The following is a 17,519-nucleotide window of genomic DNA, read 5'->3' as shown; positions in this document are numbered from 1 at the left end:
CTGTAGGAGCCGGCTTGCCGGCGAAGGCGTTTTCATGGCCACTGCAAGGCTCGAGGCCGTCTTCGCTTATAGCTTTTGCAATTCCTGCGCAACAATGGCGACGGTTTCGGCAATTTGCTCCGAGGTGTGCAGGCACGACATGAAAAAGCGCACACGCGCCGATTTCTCGGGCACCGCCGGATGAAGAATCGGTTGGGCGTTGATACCTCGATGGGACAACGCGCTGGACAGCTGGGCGGCCTTGAGCGAACTGCCGGTGATGATCGGCACCACTGCCAGACCCGTGCTGGTGCCGGTGTCCAGCCCCGCGTCCCTGGCCAACTCGAGGAATTGCCTGCCACGGACCTGCAAGGTGGCAACGCGCTCGCCATCCTCGGGTAGACAACGCAAGGCTGCCAACGCTGCCGCCGCCACCGGTGCCGGCATGCCGACGCTGTAGAGAAAGCCCGGCGCCAGGAACTTGAGGTGTTCGACCAGTGCAGATTCACCGGCGATGTAGCCACCGCAACTGGCCAGGCTTTTACTCAAGGTCCCCATCCAGATATCCACGTCACTGCCGGCCAGGCCGAAATGCTCGCGGATGCCCTTGCCAGTCTGCCCCATGACGCCCAGAGAATGCGCTTCATCGACCATCAGCAGCACCTGGTGTTTGCTCCTGAGTTCAACGAAGCGTGGCAAATCCGGGAAATCACCATCCATGCTGTAGATGCCTTCGACCACCACCAACACACGTTCGAAATGCTGACGCTGATCGCTCAGCACCCGATCAACCGCTTCCCAATCGTTATGGGCAAAGCCGAGGCGCCGGGCACCGGACAACTGAATTCCCTGCAGAACGCTGTTATGGATCAGTTCGTCATGCAGGATCAAATCCCGCGGACCGAACAGATAACCGATGGTGGTCACATTCGTCGCATGACCACTGACGAAGGTAATGGCGTCGTCCACCTCATAGAGCCGGGCCAGTTCCTGTTCCAGTTCGCGATGGATCGGACGGTCTCCCGACACCGGACGGCTGGCCGATACCGAGGTCCCATAACGATCAATGGCCGCTTTGGCGGCTTCAGCGACAACCGGGTGCCCTGAGTAGCCCAGGTAGTTGTAGCTTGCGTAGTTCACGTAGCGACTACCGCCCATGACGGTTTCGGCCCCTGCCAGGCCTTCGTGCAACTTGAAAAACGGATTGGCCAGGCCGAAGCGCGCGGCGCCGTCGAGCATAAGGCGCAACTGCTGATAGCCCGGGTGCTGATCGAATCGGCAGAACTGCTCGAACCCCCCGCGCGAGGCGCCTTTGACGTCCTTGAGCGAAGGGCTTGGAGCGCCATCGTCGAGCTTGCGCATGCGCCTTTCCAGGGCTTGCTGAATCAGCTTGTCCTTCATCGAAGTGGCAAGCCCGGGCGTGGTTTTATGGGTCATGGTCAATTAATCAAACGTGAAGGTTTCGAAGCCGGGGCGTCGAGCCCGTCGCTCAACTGCGCGATGTCGTCCCGGGAAAGGTCGATTCCGTGGCGAGAGAACGTATCGCTCGCCAGTGACTGCAAGCTATTTCCACTCTCCGATTGCCCATCGCCCTCCTGATTGCCGCGCAGCAGCTCGAGGATTCGAACGGTGATCTTGCCGATGCTTGACGCTTCGCTCAGCTCCATCACTGGCAGACGCACACCAAATCGCTCCTCGACGGCCACCACCAGCTCGACACTCATCAGCGAGTCCAGCCCCAACTCTTGCAGCGGCCGCGAGGCGTCCAGTTTGCTGGTCGGCAAACGCAGAATCTCACTGATTTCCTGCTTGAGCATTTCACCGAACAGCTCGATCAGCTCGGGGTCGTCCATTTCCGCCAACAGCCGCTGAATATCGTCAACATCGCTTTCTTCGTCCTGCTCACCACCGTGCAACCTGGCCAGCTCATTGAACTTGGGCGAGCCGGCGGCGGGCAGGAATCGCGACAGCGCTTTCCAGTCCAGCTCAAGCACGCCCAGCCCCGAACGTCGCTGCAACAGCAAGCGTTCCAGGGTTTGCAGTGCCGCTTGCGACTGCAAGGCAGCACCGCCCATGCGGCTTTGCAGGGCGTCTTTGATGTCCTGGTTGCGCGCCAGGAAACCCGCATCATCGATGGCCCCCCAGAGTACGCTGGTGGCCGGCAGCCCCAGCGCCAGGCGATGACGCGCCAGCGCTTCGAGCCAATGGTTGGCGGCGACGTAGTTGGCCTGCCCCGGGTTACCGAACAAGGTCGTGGCCGAGGAGAACAGCACGAAGAAGTCCAGTGACAGATGGGCCGTCAGCTCATGCAGGTACTGCGCGCCCTTGGCCTTGGGCTCGAGAACGCGCTGCAGTTGCTCACGGGTCAGGTTGCGGATCAAGCCGTCATCGAACACCGTCGCCGCATGCACCACGCCACGCAATGGCCGGGCGCTGGCTTCAATGTGTGCCATGACAGACGCCAGTTGCGCGGCGTCGGTGATATCGCAGGCCAGCGCCTGGACCTCGATGCCTTGTTCGCGCCACAGTGCCAGCGAAGGCTGCGCTTCTTCTGTCGCGGCACCGCGACGGCCCAGCAGGACCAGGTGACGCGCACCTTTTTCCACCAGCCATTGCGCACTGCGCAGGCCAAAACCGCTGAGCCCGCCGGTGACCAGATAGCTGGCGTCCGCGGCCAATGTCAATGCCGGCGGTTGCGAAACCGGCGCGGTGACAACACCCTGGATCGGCGTGCGATAAGTCACGACGATCTTACCGATCTGTCTTGCCTGCTGCATGTAACGGAACGCTTCGACGACTTCATTGGCGTCGAAGGCGCGATACGGCAATGGGCTCAGAATCCCGTCGCGGAACAGCGCCATCATTTCGCCAAACAGCCGACGGGTCAGCTGCGGACGCTCGCTCATCAACTGGTCGGCATCAATGCCAAAGTAGCTGATGTTATTGCGGAACGGTCGCAGGCCGATCCTGGTGTTCTGGTAAAAGTCGCGCTTGCCCAGTTCGAGGAAACGACCAAAGGGCTTAAGTACCCGCAGGTTGCGATTGATCGCCTCGCCCGCCAGGGAGTTGAGCACCACATCCACGCCGCGGCCATCGGTGATACTCAGGATGTCATCGGCGAACGCCAGCGAACGCGAGTCGAAGATATGCTCGACGCCCATCAGCCGCAGGAAATCGCGCTTCTCGTCGCTGCCCGCCGTGGCGTAGATTTCGGCGCCGCACCATTTTGCAATCTGGATCGCGGCAATGCCGACGCCGCCCGCTGCACCGTGAATCAGGATCTTCTCTCCCGGTTCCAGACGCGCCAGGTGATGCACGGCGTAATACACGGTGAAGAACGTACTGGGGATGGTCGCCGCCGCTTCGAAGGACATGCCTTCAGGAATGCGCGCCACCGCGTTGGCGTTAGTGGTCAGGCGATTGGCGAAACTCGACGGGCCGAAGCCGACGACTCGGTCGCCCGGCTGGAAGTCACCCTCGACCAACGCCCCTTTTCCGCGCACCACACCGGCAAACTCGAAGCCCAGCGTCGGTCCCGAGAAGCCATTTTCGATCGCTTCATCGGACAGCAGACCCAACGCGTACATGACATCGCGGAAGTTCAAACCGGTGGCCTGAACCTCGATATCCAGCTCATCGTCGGCCGGCACCCGCGGCGCGCGTGCTTCCCAGCGCAAATTGCGCAATTGCCCCGGAAGATCGAAACCGAGTTTGATCCGGGCCTGCGCCTGCGGCCCCGCATGATCCGGCAACGCATCAGGCTGGACTCGCAGCCGTGCGACGTAACGATCGCCCGCCGCGCTGACCGCCAGTTCGGTTTCGTCATCAACATTGAGCAGCGCTGGCACCAGGGCCTCGACGCCGGCGCCAGGCGCCAGATCGAGCAGACGGACACGACAGCCGACCGCTTCGTTAGTCAAGGTTCGACCGAAACCCCACAAGGCAGCATCGGCGATGGCTTGCACCGTTGTTTCCTGGTGGGTGCCCTGGGGTAACAAATGTGCGGCGGCGCCAGAGGTCAGCAACCAGCAATCCGCAGCGACGCCGGCCGATTCACAGGCTTGGGTGATGGCGGCGGCGAGCATGCAGCGATCTGCCTGCGCATCAAGCCCCTGGGGTGCGAACAGGCCGGCCAGCATGACCACGTGTTGCGGCACCACCGGATATTGATGTAACTGTTGCGCCAGAACCCCTGCCGAGTCAGGTGCAAGCAGTGCGGCGTCTTGACCTTGCTCGCTCAACATCGACGCCAGTGCCTTGGCAAAGGGTGCTTCAGGACCTTGTCCGTCGGCGATCAGCCACCAACGCTGACGCGGATACTCAGAGGCAACCGTGAGCGCCTTGGCGCTCTCTTCGGTGGCCAGCAACAGGTAACCGCCGCACGCCAGGCCAGGCATGAACTCCAGAGGCTCGGACACCTTCAGACCATGACGCCGCAGTTCCTGCTGCCAGAATCCCGGGGTCTGTTGCACCGATAACGCCTGTAGCCCCGGCCGGGCCAGCCACCAGCAAGGCTCGGCACCAAAAGTGAAATCAGCCCAACGCGCAGGGTGTTGCGCCAGCAGCAGCACTTCACCGTTGGCAGCCAACCTTGCAGCGCCATGGAGCAGGCCTTGACTGACGGCTTCCAGCGGTGCCAAGTCGGTGGCGACGAGGATCAGATCGAAGCTGTTGGCCGGCACCCGAGCGACTTTTTCCGACGCTTCCAGGGTCAGGACCTGAAGATCCGGGAAGTCAGCCTGGAGCATCGATGCCGTTTCAATGTTCCGCGCCGAGTATTGATAATCGACCCGGTCGAAATTCAGGCCCACACACAGGTCTGCTGCCAGCGGTGCCCCCTCGAAACCCAGCTCGAGAATACGCAGGCGCTGCCCCTCAGGCAGCGCGCTCAGGCGTTGGCCGATGTGTTCGCGCAGGCCACCCAGCAACGCCTGCTGACCGGACGCACCGAGCACCAGGCGGGTCAATCCGGCAGGCGTGGTTTCCCGTGGCAACAGTTGCGCAAGGCTTGCCTGGCCGCTGATCAGCTCCAGCAGGTGCATGCCGATCCGACCGACCGAATGGATGATCTGGAAGTGCTCGGGATAACTGCTGAACAGTTCCTGCCAGATGGCTTGCGCACTGGCTCGCTCGCCTTGATCGGCAAGCTGCCAACCGCCACTGGCGCTCGTGACCAGGTTGCCATCCTCCACCGCTTGCTCAAGCAGATGCTCAAGATAACTGCCCGTTTCCCAGGTGGAGCGCTGCTGCAGCGTCAGCTCACCGCCCAGTTTCTCAATGGCTTCCAACAGGAAGCTGCCACACAGACCGTCAAGCAAAGGGTCGATTTCATCGGCATAACGGGCCAGCCCGGGGTCATCGGCGATAGCGTCAAGGCGCTGCCGCAACTGGGTCTGCAATGGCGAACCCACCCGTGGCAATGCGCGTTCATTGGCGGGATAGGGTTTGGCCACTCCGACAAAGTCCACCAGTTTGATGTCGCCACTGCGATCCTTGTGCAACCGGACGCCACGGAAACGGGCATCCTTGATGCAGATGACCGCGCGGCCATGGACGTCGTACAACGTGAAGTCTGCCAGCAGAGAATGCGCTGAGCGTCGCACCAGTGTGACCTGGGCCAGACACGGCGGCAGGCTGTCGACAGCGAAGCTGATGCGCCCCAGTTTCACCGGGATAAAGGCCAGCCCCATGTGATTGTCGGCATCCTGGCGCAGCAGTTGGGTAATCAGCTGAAAAGCACTGTCCAGCAGCGCCGGGTGCAGATTCAGCGTGGCCAGTTCAGCCTCGATCGGCGCCGGAACCGTCAACCGCGCCAATACCTGGTTGCCATCGATCCAGCCGGCCTCGACCGCTTGATAAGACGGGCCATAATTGAGGCCCACCGCACGGGTCAACGTCAGGTGCTCCGCCATGGTGAAGTCAGGCGCGCGCGCCGGCAAAACCGGAGCGATAGAGGCCAGCGATCCGCCGCGCGCTTCACCGGGAATCCTCGCAACCATATGCTGCACCCACGGTTCAGCCTGGGCCGTGCTACGCGACACAACGGAAATGGCACCGTCGGCGCTGTCGATCGTCACCCGGACTTTTTTGCTGAAATCGGCATGCAGCAAGAGCGGGCTGTGAATTTCCAGCTCTTCGATTTCCACATACGCACCGGGTTGATACTGCAATGCAGCGGCCAGCGCGAGCTCGGTGAAACCTGCACCCGGAAACAACACAGAGTCGCCCACCCTGTGGTCGCCCAAGGACGGGAACAGTTGCGTATCCAGGCGATTGTCCCAGGTGAACTCATGCTCGGGCAGCGGATAACCCAACAGCGGATGGACGCGCTCCCGGCGCAGGTTGCCGGAAGACTCGGGGGTGTCTGCGTGCCAGTGACGTTCGCGCTGCCAGGCGTAATTAGGCAGCTGCACGAAACGGCCGGTGTGAGGAAACAGGCACTGCAGGTCAATGTCGACGCCGGCAATCAGCAGCTTCGCCAACGTTCGATCGATCAACTGCGGGGTTTCTTCACCTCGCAGCAGCGTCGGGATCACCACACCTTGCAGTGGCTGGCTGGCCATTGCATCGGCCACATAGGCACGCAGGATCGGGTGCGGCCCGATCTCCACGAATACGTTGTAGCCCTGCCCGACCAGCGCCACACTGGCGGACTCAAACAGCACCGGATAACGAATGTTTTTCCACCAGTACCCGGCGTCCAGGTCTTCGCCGACCAGCACGTCGCCGGTCACGGTCGAGTACATCGGGATAGCGGCGGGACCCGGGACGATGTCACTCAACACGTCGATGACCTGATCGGCAATCACCTCCATGGCCGGCGAGTGGAACGCATAATCGAGACCCAGGCGGCGAACGAATACCTGCCGCTCGGTCAGCGCCTGCTCCAGAATCTCCAGCGCAGCCACAGGACCTGCAACGGTCGCGCCTTTGAAGCTGTTCTCGCCGGCGACCACCAGTTCGCTGTCCAGGCCAAGCGCCTGCAACAAACTCGCCGTGTCTGCACCGGACAAGCCTACCGCCGACATCTTGCCGTAGCCCTTGGTCAAGCCTTGCAGGCGACTGCGATGAAAGATCACACGCGTGGCGTCGTTCAGTGTCAGCGCACCGCAGGCCCAGGCAGCAGCGACTTCACCCACGCTGTGGCCAATGACAGCCACCGGTATGACACCTTTTTCGGCCAGCATGCGGGTGACACCCACTTGCAATGCAAACAGCGCCGGTTGCGCAAACTCGGTCAACTGATAACGCTCATCGCCCAACTCGCCCGCCAGTTCGGCGATCAACGAATAACCCGACAGCGGTTGAAAAATAGCGTCCAGCTCGACAAGCGCCTGATGGAAAACCGGGTCGGCCAGCAATGACTTGCCCATGCCCTGCCACTGCGATCCATTACCGGAAAAGACGAACACCGGCCCTTTGGCCTGATCCAGGGCACGACCGCTTTCCAGCACGGTCGACAACGCCGGAACGCCCGGTTCCGTGGCGAAATCCAGTAGTGCCTGAGCGCTGCACTGTGCATCGAAGCCAAACACCACAACCCTTTGCGGGTGCAACTCGCGGCGCAACATCGACTGGTAGGCCACGTCGTAGAGGTTTGCCGCGTCCGGCCTGCAAACGTATTGCGCGATCTGTTCGGACTGGGTCGCCAGGGCTGCGCTGTCCTTGGCAGAGACCATCAGCGGCACTGCCCGCCCCGTCTGGCTCGGGGCTTGTAGCGTCTGTGGCGGACTTTCCAGAATGACATGGGCGTTGGCCCCGCCGAAACCGAAAGAGTTGACCCCTACCACCAGTTTTCCACTGGGTTTGAGCGCCTGGGTTTCGGTGACCACACTCAGGTTGAGGTCAGCGAAAGGGATGTTCGGGTTGAGCTTCTTGATGCCGATGGTGGCCGGCACCTTGCGTTCGATCACGCAGTACAACGCCTTCATCAAGCCGGCGACGCCCGAGGCTGCCTCAAGATGCCCGATGTTGCTTTTGATCGAACCGATCAGCAGTGGCTGATCCGCCGGGCGCTGCTGCCCCAGCGCCTCACCGATGGCCCGGCTCTCGATAGGATCGCCGACCGGCGTGCCCGTACCATGAGCTTCCAGGTAATCAATGTCTGTGGCACTGATGCCGGCACTGTCGTAGGCCTGCTTCATCAGGGCAATCTGCGCGTCCGCACTGGGGATGGTCAGACTCGACTTGCGCCCATCGGTATTGGCCGCACTGCCGGCAACGACTGCGAGGATCTGGTTACCGTCCTCGATCGCCTTGTCGTAATCCTTCAGATAGAAAAGTCCCGCGCCTTCAGAGCGGACATAACCATCGGCAGACTCATCGAACACATGGCATTGCCCCGTGCGCGACAACATTGAGGCCTTGGAAAAAATCAGGAAGCCGAAAGGGTGAAGATGCAGACTGACACCGCCGGTAATCGCCTGGTCGATATCGCCGTTCTGAATGGCCTGGCAAGCCTGGTGAAAGGCAATCAGGGAAGAAGAGCACGCCGTGTCGATGGCCATGCTCGGACCTTGCAGGTCATAAAAAAAAGATAAGCGGTTGGCCGCGATACTGAAGGTATTGCCGGTAGCGGTTGCCGCATCAACCGTCGACAGGTCATGCGTCAGGCGATAACCGTAGTCGACACTGGCAATCCCAAGGTAAACACCGCAATTGCTGCCACGCAGGCTCGACGGTTTGACCCCGGCGTTCTCGAACACTTCCCAGCCAAGCTCCAGCAACAGCCGCTGCTGAGGGTCCATGACCGCCGCTTCACGAGGAGAAATATTGAAGAAGCCGGCGTCGAACGTGGAAATATCGCCCAGGGAACCGGCGGCAAAGGTATAGGACGTTGCAGGGTTAGCCTTGTCCGGGTGCAAAAACTCGTCCCTGGACCAGCGAGAAAAATCCACTTGGGTGATAAAACTCTGCCTGTCCAGCAGGTGCGGCCAAAAAGTTGCAGAAGTGGAGCCTGGAAAACGGAACGACGTCCCGATGATTGCAACTTTCTTACGCATTGCGACTAACCCTTTTCATCCCCAGCCCCTTTCCAAAGGCTGAACAACAATCAAATCCCATGAATGTAAATGCTGGAAACCCGGCGATACCTTGCGTGTTACGTAACTTACAAAACCCTGACCGTAGATAACACCCTACGCAAAATAGCGGCGAATCATACGCGCCGAGTCCACTAAGGGAAACCTGAAAAGCTCCACCTGGAGCAGGTCGGACCTTCCAACGAAGGTCGGGAATTTGAGACACTCGCAGGGTCCTGAAAAAACATTCAATAAATCCGCGACGCAGCCGATAACGCCTGAAAGCCTTGCGGATTGAAAAAAGCCATGCGTAACAACCAACCCATTACACAACGCGAACGGACCTTTCCGGCTCAGCAACGGTTGATTTCCACCACCGATGCCAAGGGCATGATTACCTACTGTAACGAGGCATTCATCGACATCAGCGGGTTTTCTCGTGAGGAACTGATCCGTGCGCCGCATAACCTGGTCCGTCACCCTGACGTCCCGGCGGCGGTGTTCGCGCATATGTGGGATACACTCAAACAAGGCTTGCCATGGATGGGCATCGTCAAGAATCGCTGCAAGAACGGTGATCACTACTGGGTTAACGCCTATGTCACACCGGTGTTCGAGGGCAATCAGGTAATCGGTTACGAGTCGGTGCGGGTCAAACCCACCGCCGAACAGATCCGCCGTGCCGAAGCGCTTTACCAACGCATCAACCAGGGCAAGTCGGCGGTACCGAAACGGGACAAGTGGCTGCCGGTGCTTCAGGACTGGCTGCCGTTCATTCTCGTCAGCCAGCTGAGCTTCATGATTGGCGCCACCCTGACGTCGCAATGGGGCTTCGCCCTCGCCGCCGGCCTCTCGGTACCATTGGGCCTGATCGGTTTGGGCTGGCAACAGCGCGGGATCAAGCGTCTGCTGCGTCTGGCCGAACAAACCACGTCCGACCCGCTGATCGCGCAGATGTACACCGACAGCCGTGGCGCCCAGGCGCGTCTGGAGATGTCGATCCTCAGCCAGGAAGCACGCCTGAAAACCTGCCTGACCCGTCTGCAGGACACCGCCGAGCACCTGACCGGGCAAGCGAAACAGTCCGACACCCTGGCGCACAACAGCTCCACCGGCCTGGAACGTCAACGCGTCGAAACCGAGCAAGTGGCGACCGCCGTCAATCAGATGGCTGCCACCACCCAGGAAGTCGCCAGCCACGTGCAGCGCACCGCCGACGCCACTCAGGAAGCCAATCGCCTGACCGGTCGCGGTCGCGACATTGCCGGGGAAACCCGTGAGGCCATTCAGCGCCTGTCGGTGGTGGTTGGTGAAACTGGTCTGACGGTTACGCAACTGGCCAAGGACAGCGAGGAAATTGGCGGTGTGGTCGATGTGATCAAAGGCATTGCCGACCAGACCAACCTGCTGGCCTTGAACGCCGCGATTGAAGCCGCGCGCGCTGGCGAGATGGGCCGTGGTTTTGCGGTGGTGGCCGACGAGGTCCGGCAACTGGCGCAACGCACCAGTGAATCCACCGGGCAGATCCACGCCCTGATCGCCAAGCTGCAACAGACCGCCAGCTCGGCGGTGCAAACCATGGAGGCTGGCCATCGCCAGGCCGAAGAAGGTGTGGCGCGGGTATTGGAAGCGGACCAGGCGCTGGTGGGTATCAGCGAAGCGGTGGCCCACATCACTGACATGACCACCCAGATCGCCGCCGCCACCGAAGAGCAAAGCGCCGTGGCCGAAGAAATCAGCCACAACATCAGCAACATCTCGCAACTGGCTGACCAGACCTCGGAACAGGCACAGAACTCGGCACTGTTGAGTGAAGAACTGACCAGGACTGCAAATACCCAGTATTCGTTGGTGGAGCGGTTTAACCGCTGATTGTTGCGCCCCTCCTGATCGTTCCCACGCTCCGCGTGGGAATGCAGCCCGGGACGCTCCGCGTCCCAACAGCGGACGCAGAGCGTCCATTGAGGCATTCCCACGCGGAGCGTGGGAACGATCACTGACCTAGAAACGTAGCCACCCTGCCTGCCGCAGCGTCCAAATGCTGCTCATGGCTAAACCCCGAAGCCTTCAACGGCTTCAAATCGTGATCCCCGGCCACCAGCCACATCACCTCGATGCTTGGCGATAGCGTGTAACCCTCGACCGCCTCCCGATTGCCCAGCGCATCCCGCTCGCCCTGCACGATCAACGTTCGCGTCTTCAATCCCGCCAAATGCTCAACCCGCGGCTTCTCTGGTTTGCCCACCGCATAAAACGGATACCCCAGGCACACCAGCGCATCCGCACCCAACTCATCAGCCAAAAGACTGGCCATCCGCCCGCCCATGGACTTGCCGCCAATGGCCAGGCGCCCAGCGACATGGCGTCGCACCAGGGCATACACCTCACGCCAGCATTCCAACAATTTGGGTGCCGGGTTCGGAGGGCGTTTACTGCCATCGATACGCCGTTGCGCCATGTAGGGGAACTCGAAGCGCAACACGTTGCCCCCCTGTGCGGCAAGGCGCGCAGCCATATCGTTCATCCAGCCGCTGTCCATCGGCGCGCCTGCGCCATGGGCCAGGATCAATGTCGCCGATGCCTTGCCCGAGGCGGCATTCCACAACCATCCATGATCCCGTACGCACTGCGCCCATTGATCCCCGTCAATACTGGCCTTGTGCTGTTTGTCCATGCTTGCCTCGCTTTTAGTCTGCCTATAACTCCAGGCGAAGGGCGCGCTGCCTTTTGTTGCAAGCGAGCTCACTTCGGCTGAACCGTGGATGGGGAACCATGAACACTTCTATCAGTACCGCCTACAACTACAAGGTGGTCCGCCAATTCGCCATTATGACGGTGGTGTGGGGCATCGTCGGCATGGGGCTCGGGGTTTTTCTCGCCGCCCAATTGGTCTGGCCCGAACTCAACTTCAACTTGCCATGGACCAGCTTCGGCCGCCTGCGCCCGCTGCACACCAACGCGGTGATCTTCGCTTTTGGCGGCTGCGCCCTGTTCGCCAGTTCTTTCTATTCGGTGCAACGCACCTGCCAGACCCGACTGTTTGCGCCGAAAATCGCCGCGTTCTGCTTCTGGGGCTGGCAGCTGGTGATCCTGCTGGCGGCCATCAGCCTGCCGCTGGGTTACACCAGTTCCAAGGAATACGCCGAGCTGGAATGGCCGATCGACCTCCTGATCACCATCGTCTGGGTGGCCTACGCGATTGTGTTCTTCGGCACGATCATGCAGCGCAAAACCAAACACATCTATGTCGGTAACTGGTTCTTCGGTGGATTCATCATCACCGTGGCGATCCTGCACATCGTCAACAACCTGGAATTGCCGGTGAGTTTCACCAAGTCTTACTCGCTGTACGCCGGTGCGACCGATGCCATGGTGCAGTGGTGGTACGGCCACAACGCCGTGGGCTTTTTCCTCACCGCCGGTTTTCTCGGGATGATGTATTACTTCGTGCCAAAACAGGCCGAACGTCCGGTGTATTCCTATCGCCTGTCGATCGTGCACTTCTGGGCGCTGATCACCCTGTACATCTGGGCGGGTCCCCACCACTTGCACTACACCGCGCTGCCGGACTGGGCGCAGTCGCTGGGCATGGTGATGTCGCTGATTCTGCTGGCGCCGAGCTGGGGCGGGATGATCAACGGCATGATGACCCTGTCGGGGGCCTGGCATAAGTTGCGCAGCGACCCGATCCTGCGTTTCCTCGTGGTGTCACTGGCCTTCTACGGCATGTCGACCTTCGAAGGACCGATGATGGCGATCAAGACGGTGAACGCCCTCTCCCACTACACCGATTGGACCATCGGCCACGTTCACGCCGGCGCGCTCGGCTGGGTGGCGATGATTTCCATTGGCGCGCTGTACCACATGATCCCGAAAGTCTTCGGCCGCACACAGATGCACAGCATCGGCCTGATCAACGCGCACTTCTGGCTCGCGACCATCGGCACCGTGCTGTACATCGCCTCCATGTGGGTCAACGGCATCGCCCAGGGCCTGATGTGGCGCGCGGTCAACGAGGACGGCACGCTGACCTACTCCTTCGTCGAAACCCTGGTGGCCAGCCACCCGGGCTTCATCGTGCGACTGGTGGGCGGCGCGATCTTCCTCAGCGGCATGTTCCTGATGGCTTACAACACCTGGCGCACCGTGCGGGCCTCGCAGCCTGCCGAAGCCACCGCCGCCGCGCAGATCGCCTGAGGAGTCCGCCATGAAACACGAAACAATCGAGAAAAATGTCGGCCTGCTGATGTTGCTGATGGTGCTGGCCGTGAGCATCGGCGGCCTGACCCAGATCGTCCCGCTGTTCTTTCAGGACGTGACCAACAAACCGGTGGAAGGCATGAAGCCCTACACCGCGCTGCAACTGGAAGGTCGTGACATTTACATCCGCGAAGGCTGCGTCGGTTGCCACTCGCAGATGATCCGTCCATTCCGCGCCGAGACCGAGCGCTATGGCCACTATTCGGTGGCCGGGGAAAGCGTCTGGGATCACCCGTTCCTCTGGGGCTCCAAGCGTACCGGGCCGGACCTGGCCCGGGTCGGCGCCCGGTACTCGGATGACTGGCACCGTGCGCACCTGTACAACCCGCGCAACGTGGTGCCGGAATCGAAGATGCCGGCCTACCCGTGGCTGGTCACGCAAGCGGTCGACGGCAGCCACACCGAAACCAAGCTCAAGACCATGCGCACCCTCGGCGTGCCGTACACCGACGACGACATCAGCGGCGCGGTGGCCAGCCTCAAGGGCAAGACCGAAATGGACGCGCTGGTCGCCTACCTGCAAGTGCTCGGCACTGCGATCAAGAGCAAGAGGTGAATCATGCCCATGTCTTTTATAGAGAGCGAGATGAGCACTGGAATGATCCGAGGCCTGGGCACGGTCGTGGTGTTCGTGGCCTTCATCGGCCTGACGCTGTGGGTGTTCAACGGCAAGCGCAATCCGCAATTTGCCGAAGCGCGCCTGCTGCCGTTCGCTGACGAGCCGCAACAAGACACAACCCAAGAATCTGCAACAACAAGGAGTACCCGGTCATGACCACCTTCTGGAGTACGTGGATCTGCGTACTGACCATTGGCAGCCTGATCGGCCTGACCTGGCTGCTGATCGGCACCCGCAAGGGCGAAACCAAAGGCAGCGTCGACCAGACCATGGGCCACAGCTTCGACGGCATCGAGGAGTACGACAACCCGCTGCCGCAGTGGTGGTTCATGCTGTTCGCCGCAACCCTGGTGTTTGCCGTCGGTTACCTGGTGCTTTACCCGGGCCTGGGCAACTGGAAAGGCATCTTGCCCGGTTATGAAAACGGCTGGACCGGCGTGCACGAATGGGAAAAGGAGATGAACAAGGCTGACGCCAAGTTCGGGCCGATCTTCGCCAAATTCGCCGCCATGCCGGTGGAAGAAGTGGCCAAAGACCCGCAAGCGCTGAAAATGGGCGGTCGGCTGTTTGCGTCCAATTGCTCGGTGTGCCACGGCTCGGATGCCAAGGGCGCGTTCGGCTTCCCCAACCTTGCGGACAGCCACTGGCGCTGGGGCGGCGACGCCGAGACCATCAAGACCACCATCCTGGGCGGTCGCATGGCCGCGATGCCGGCCTGGGGTGAAATTCTCGGTGATGCGGGCGTGAAGAACGTCGCCGCTTATGTGCGTCATGAACTGGCAGGCCTGCCACTGCCCGAAGGCAGCGGTGCCGACGTGCAAGCCGGACAGCAACTGTTCAGCACCACCTGCGTAGCCTGTCATGGGGCAAACGGCCAGGGCACTGAAGCCATGGGGGCGCCGAATCTGACGCAACCGGCCGGATTTATCTATGGAACAGGCCTGACGCAGCTTGAACAAACGATTCGTCATGGTCGCCAGGGCCATATGCCGGCGCAGAATGAACTGCTCGGCAACGATAAGGTGCAATTGTTGGCTGCGTATGTGTACAGCCTGTCCCATGGCCTGAATACAGATCGTTTGCAGGCTGACGGCAAAAACGAATAATTCTCGACCGCTCTGCTGCCGCATTCTCGCGAATGCGGCAGTTCCCTGCCCCTTTGCGACGCATTGTCGCACCCTCCGTTAGTCCTCCTTTCGGTTCATCCGATTCGGGTCTAAGCTTCCCTGCGATGCGGACTGGCCAGCGCCGGTTCCAGGTCGACCCAACCCGATGTGTTCGACGAATCTGCTCGATGACAGGCCGCAAAGGCTGGTAGATACCGGCTGTCGTGCCAATTGCCGTCGATCAGCCGTTCTTCGTGTTTGAACACACCCCGTTACAACCGACCTGATCCCCCTCGCCTCTTTCATCCGCTGCGACATTTTGTCCGGGGGCAATTTTGTCCTTACACGGCGCATGGAAAGGCCGCAGAATCAGCTTTTGAAAGCATTGACCCAGGTCATGGCGCGTTGCAATGACCCCCTGCTTTCTCCATACTTGCGGCCGATTTTTAATCCTAATAAAACACCCAAACCGTGGAACCTTAGAATGAGCACAGCAATCAGTCCGACTGCTTATAACTATAAGGTAGTCCGCCAGTTCGCCATCATGACGGTGGTCTGGGGGATCCTTGGCATGGGGCTTGGTGTCTTCATCGCCTCGCAACTGGTCTGGCCGGAGTTGAACTTCGGTCTGGCATGGACGAGCTTTGGACGCCTGCGCCCGTTGCACACCAACCTGGTGATTTTCGCCTTCGGTGGATGTGCACTGTTTGCCACTTCCTATTACGTCGTGCAGCGAACCTGCCAAACGCGACTGATTTCCGACAGCCTCGCGGCCTTCACCTTCTGGGGATGGCAAGCGGTGATCGTCGGCGCGATCATTACCTTGCCGATGGGTTTCACCACCACCAAGGAATACGCGGAACTGGAATGGCCCCTGGCTATTCTGCTGGCCATCGTCTGGGTCACCTACGGTCTGGTGTTCTTCGGCACCATCGTTAAGCGCAAGACCAAGCACATCTATGTCGGTAACTGGTTCTACGGTGCCTTCATCGTCGTGACCGCGATGCTGCACATCGTCAACCACATGTCGCTGCCGGTCAGCCTGTTCAAGTCCTACTCCGCCTACTCGGGTGCGACCGACGCGATGATCCAGTGGTGGTACGGGCACAACGCCGTGGGCTTCTTCCTGACCACCGGTTTCCTGGGGATGATGTACTACTTCGTGCCGAAACAGGCCGAGCGTCCGATCTATTCCTATCGCCTGTCGATCGTGCACTTCTGGGCGTTGATCACCCTGTACATCTGGGCCGGTCCGCACCACCTGCACTACACCGCACTGCCGGACTGGGCTCAGTCCCTGGGCATGGCGATGTCGATCATCCTGCTGGCGCCAAGCTGGGGCGGCATGATCAACGGCATGATGACCCTGTCGGGCGCCTGGCATAAGCTGCGCACCGACCCGATCCTGCGTTTCCTCGTGGTATCGCTGGCGTTCTACGGCATGTCGACCTTCGAAGGCCCGATGATGGCCATCAAGACCGTCAACTCGCTGTCGCACTACACCGACTGGACCATCGGCCACGTACACGCCGGCGCCCTGGGCTGGGTAGCGATGATCTCGATCGGCGCGATCTACCACATGATTCCGAAACTGTTCGGCCGTGCGCAGATGCACAGCACCGGCCTGATCAACGCGCACTTCTGGCTCGCGACCATCGGTACCGTGCTGTACATCGCTTCGATGTGGGTCAACGGCATCACCCAGGGCCTGATGTGGCGTGCAATCAACGACGACGGCACCCTCACCTACTCGTTCGTCGAAGCGCTGCAAGCCAGCCACCCCGGTTTCATCGTTCGCGCCCTGGGCGGTGCGTTCTTTGCCAGCGGCATGCTGCTGATGGCCTACAACGTGTTCCGTACCGTTCGCGCCTCGAACCCGGTTGAAGCCGAAGCCGCTACCAAGATTGCTGTAGTTGGAGCTCACTGATGAAGCATGAAGCAGTCGAGAAGAATATTGGCCTGCTGGCCTTCTTCATGGTTATCGCCGTCAGCATCGGCGGCCTGACCCAAATCGTTCCGCTGTTTTTCCAGGACGTCACCAACAAGCCGGTCGAGGGCATGAAGCCTCGCACCGCCCTTGAACTGGAAGGCCGCGACGTATACATCGCCAACGGTTGTGTCGGCTGCCACTCGCAGATGATCCGTCCGTTCCGTGCTGAAACCGAACGTTACGGCCACTACTCGGTCGCCGGTGAAAGCGTTTGGGACCACCCGTTCCTGTGGGGTTCCAAGCGTACCGGTCCGGACCTGGCCCGTGTCGGCGGTCGTTACTCCGATGACTGGCAGCGTGCGCACCTGTACAACCCGCGCAACGTAGTGCCCGAGTCGAAAATGCCGGCTTACCCGTTCCTCGTGGAAAACAAGCTCGACGGCAAAGACACCGCCAAGAAAATGGAAGTCTTGCGCACGCTCGGCGTCCCTTACACCGACGAAGATATCGCCGGCGCCAAGGATGCTGTGAAGGGCAAAACCGAAATGGACGCGCTGGTGGCCTATCTGCAAGGCCTGGGCACCATCATCAAAAGCAAACGGTGA

Annotated in this window: 10 protein-coding genes; 7 read left to right on the top strand and 3 right to left on the bottom strand. The window is 60.7% G+C overall.

Annotated elements, in window-relative coordinates; all coding sequences use genetic code 11:
* Positions 1–66: 66 nt before the first annotated feature.
* The gene (locus HCU66_RS15070) at positions 67–1,416 is read right to left on the bottom strand and encodes an aminotransferase class I/II-fold pyridoxal phosphate-dependent enzyme (protein ID WP_205889223.1); all 1,350 of its coding nucleotides are present in this window, start codon (positions 1,414–1,416) and stop codon (positions 67–69) included.
* 2 nt (positions 1,417–1,418) lie between these two features.
* Positions 1,419–8,981, bottom strand: a complete 7,563-nt coding sequence (locus HCU66_RS15065; protein ID WP_205889222.1) for a type I polyketide synthase — start codon at positions 8,979–8,981, stop codon at positions 1,419–1,421.
* Positions 8,982–9,305: 324 nt separating this feature from the next.
* Between HCU66_RS15065 and HCU66_RS15060 the strand changes: the two genes are divergently transcribed.
* Positions 9,306–10,871: a methyl-accepting chemotaxis protein gene (locus tag HCU66_RS15060; RefSeq protein WP_205889221.1), complete on the top strand. Its 1,566-nt coding sequence runs from the start codon at positions 9,306–9,308 to the stop codon at positions 10,869–10,871.
* A 121-nt stretch (positions 10,872–10,992) separates the two neighbouring features.
* On the opposite strand, the gene HCU66_RS15055 is transcribed toward HCU66_RS15060, so the two are convergent.
* Entirely contained in the window at positions 10,993–11,673 is a 681-nt protein-coding gene (locus HCU66_RS15055; protein ID WP_241015503.1) for an alpha/beta family hydrolase, read from the bottom strand.
* A gap of 98 nt (positions 11,674–11,771) precedes the next feature.
* Between HCU66_RS15055 and ccoN (HCU66_RS15050) the strand changes: the two genes are divergently transcribed.
* The 6 genes from ccoN (HCU66_RS15050) (at position 11,772) to ccoO (HCU66_RS15025) (ending at position 17,519) form a co-directional block, all read left to right on the top strand.
* On the top strand, positions 11,772–13,196 hold the full coding sequence (gene ccoN, locus HCU66_RS15050; protein ID WP_205889220.1) for a cytochrome-c oxidase, cbb3-type subunit I: 1,425 nt from the start codon (positions 11,772–11,774) through the stop codon (positions 13,194–13,196).
* 10 nt (positions 13,197–13,206) lie between these two features.
* The gene (ccoO, locus tag HCU66_RS15045; RefSeq protein WP_205889219.1) at positions 13,207–13,815 is read left to right on the top strand and encodes a cytochrome-c oxidase, cbb3-type subunit II; all 609 of its coding nucleotides are present in this window, start codon (positions 13,207–13,209) and stop codon (positions 13,813–13,815) included.
* 3 nt (positions 13,816–13,818) lie between these two features.
* Positions 13,819–14,034: a cbb3-type cytochrome oxidase subunit 3 gene (locus HCU66_RS15040; protein WP_241015502.1), complete on the top strand. Its 216-nt coding sequence runs from the start codon at positions 13,819–13,821 to the stop codon at positions 14,032–14,034.
* Positions 14,031–14,984 carry a cytochrome-c oxidase, cbb3-type subunit III gene (gene ccoP, locus HCU66_RS15035; protein WP_205889218.1) on the top strand — a complete coding sequence of 318 codons (954 nt, stop codon included), beginning with the start codon at positions 14,031–14,033 and terminating at the stop codon, positions 14,982–14,984. The genes HCU66_RS15040 and ccoP overlap by 4 nt, the downstream gene beginning before the upstream one ends.
* A 484-nt stretch (positions 14,985–15,468) precedes the next feature.
* The gene (ccoN, locus tag HCU66_RS15030) at positions 15,469–16,911 is read left to right on the top strand and encodes a cytochrome-c oxidase, cbb3-type subunit I (protein ID WP_205889217.1); all 1,443 of its coding nucleotides are present in this window, start codon (positions 15,469–15,471) and stop codon (positions 16,909–16,911) included.
* A complete protein-coding gene (ccoO, locus tag HCU66_RS15025) occupies positions 16,911–17,519 on the top strand; it encodes a cytochrome-c oxidase, cbb3-type subunit II (protein WP_009042961.1) in 609 nt (202 codons plus the stop codon). Before ccoN (HCU66_RS15030) ends, ccoO (HCU66_RS15025) begins: the two co-directional genes overlap by 1 nt.

This window comes from Pseudomonas frederiksbergensis (assembly GCF_017114915.1).
Lineage (GTDB): Bacteria > Pseudomonadota > Gammaproteobacteria > Pseudomonadales > Pseudomonadaceae > Aquipseudomonas > Aquipseudomonas frederiksbergensis_I.
The sequence above is the reverse complement of the archived record's forward strand: the minus strand, read 5'-3'. Positions and strand labels throughout refer to the sequence as shown.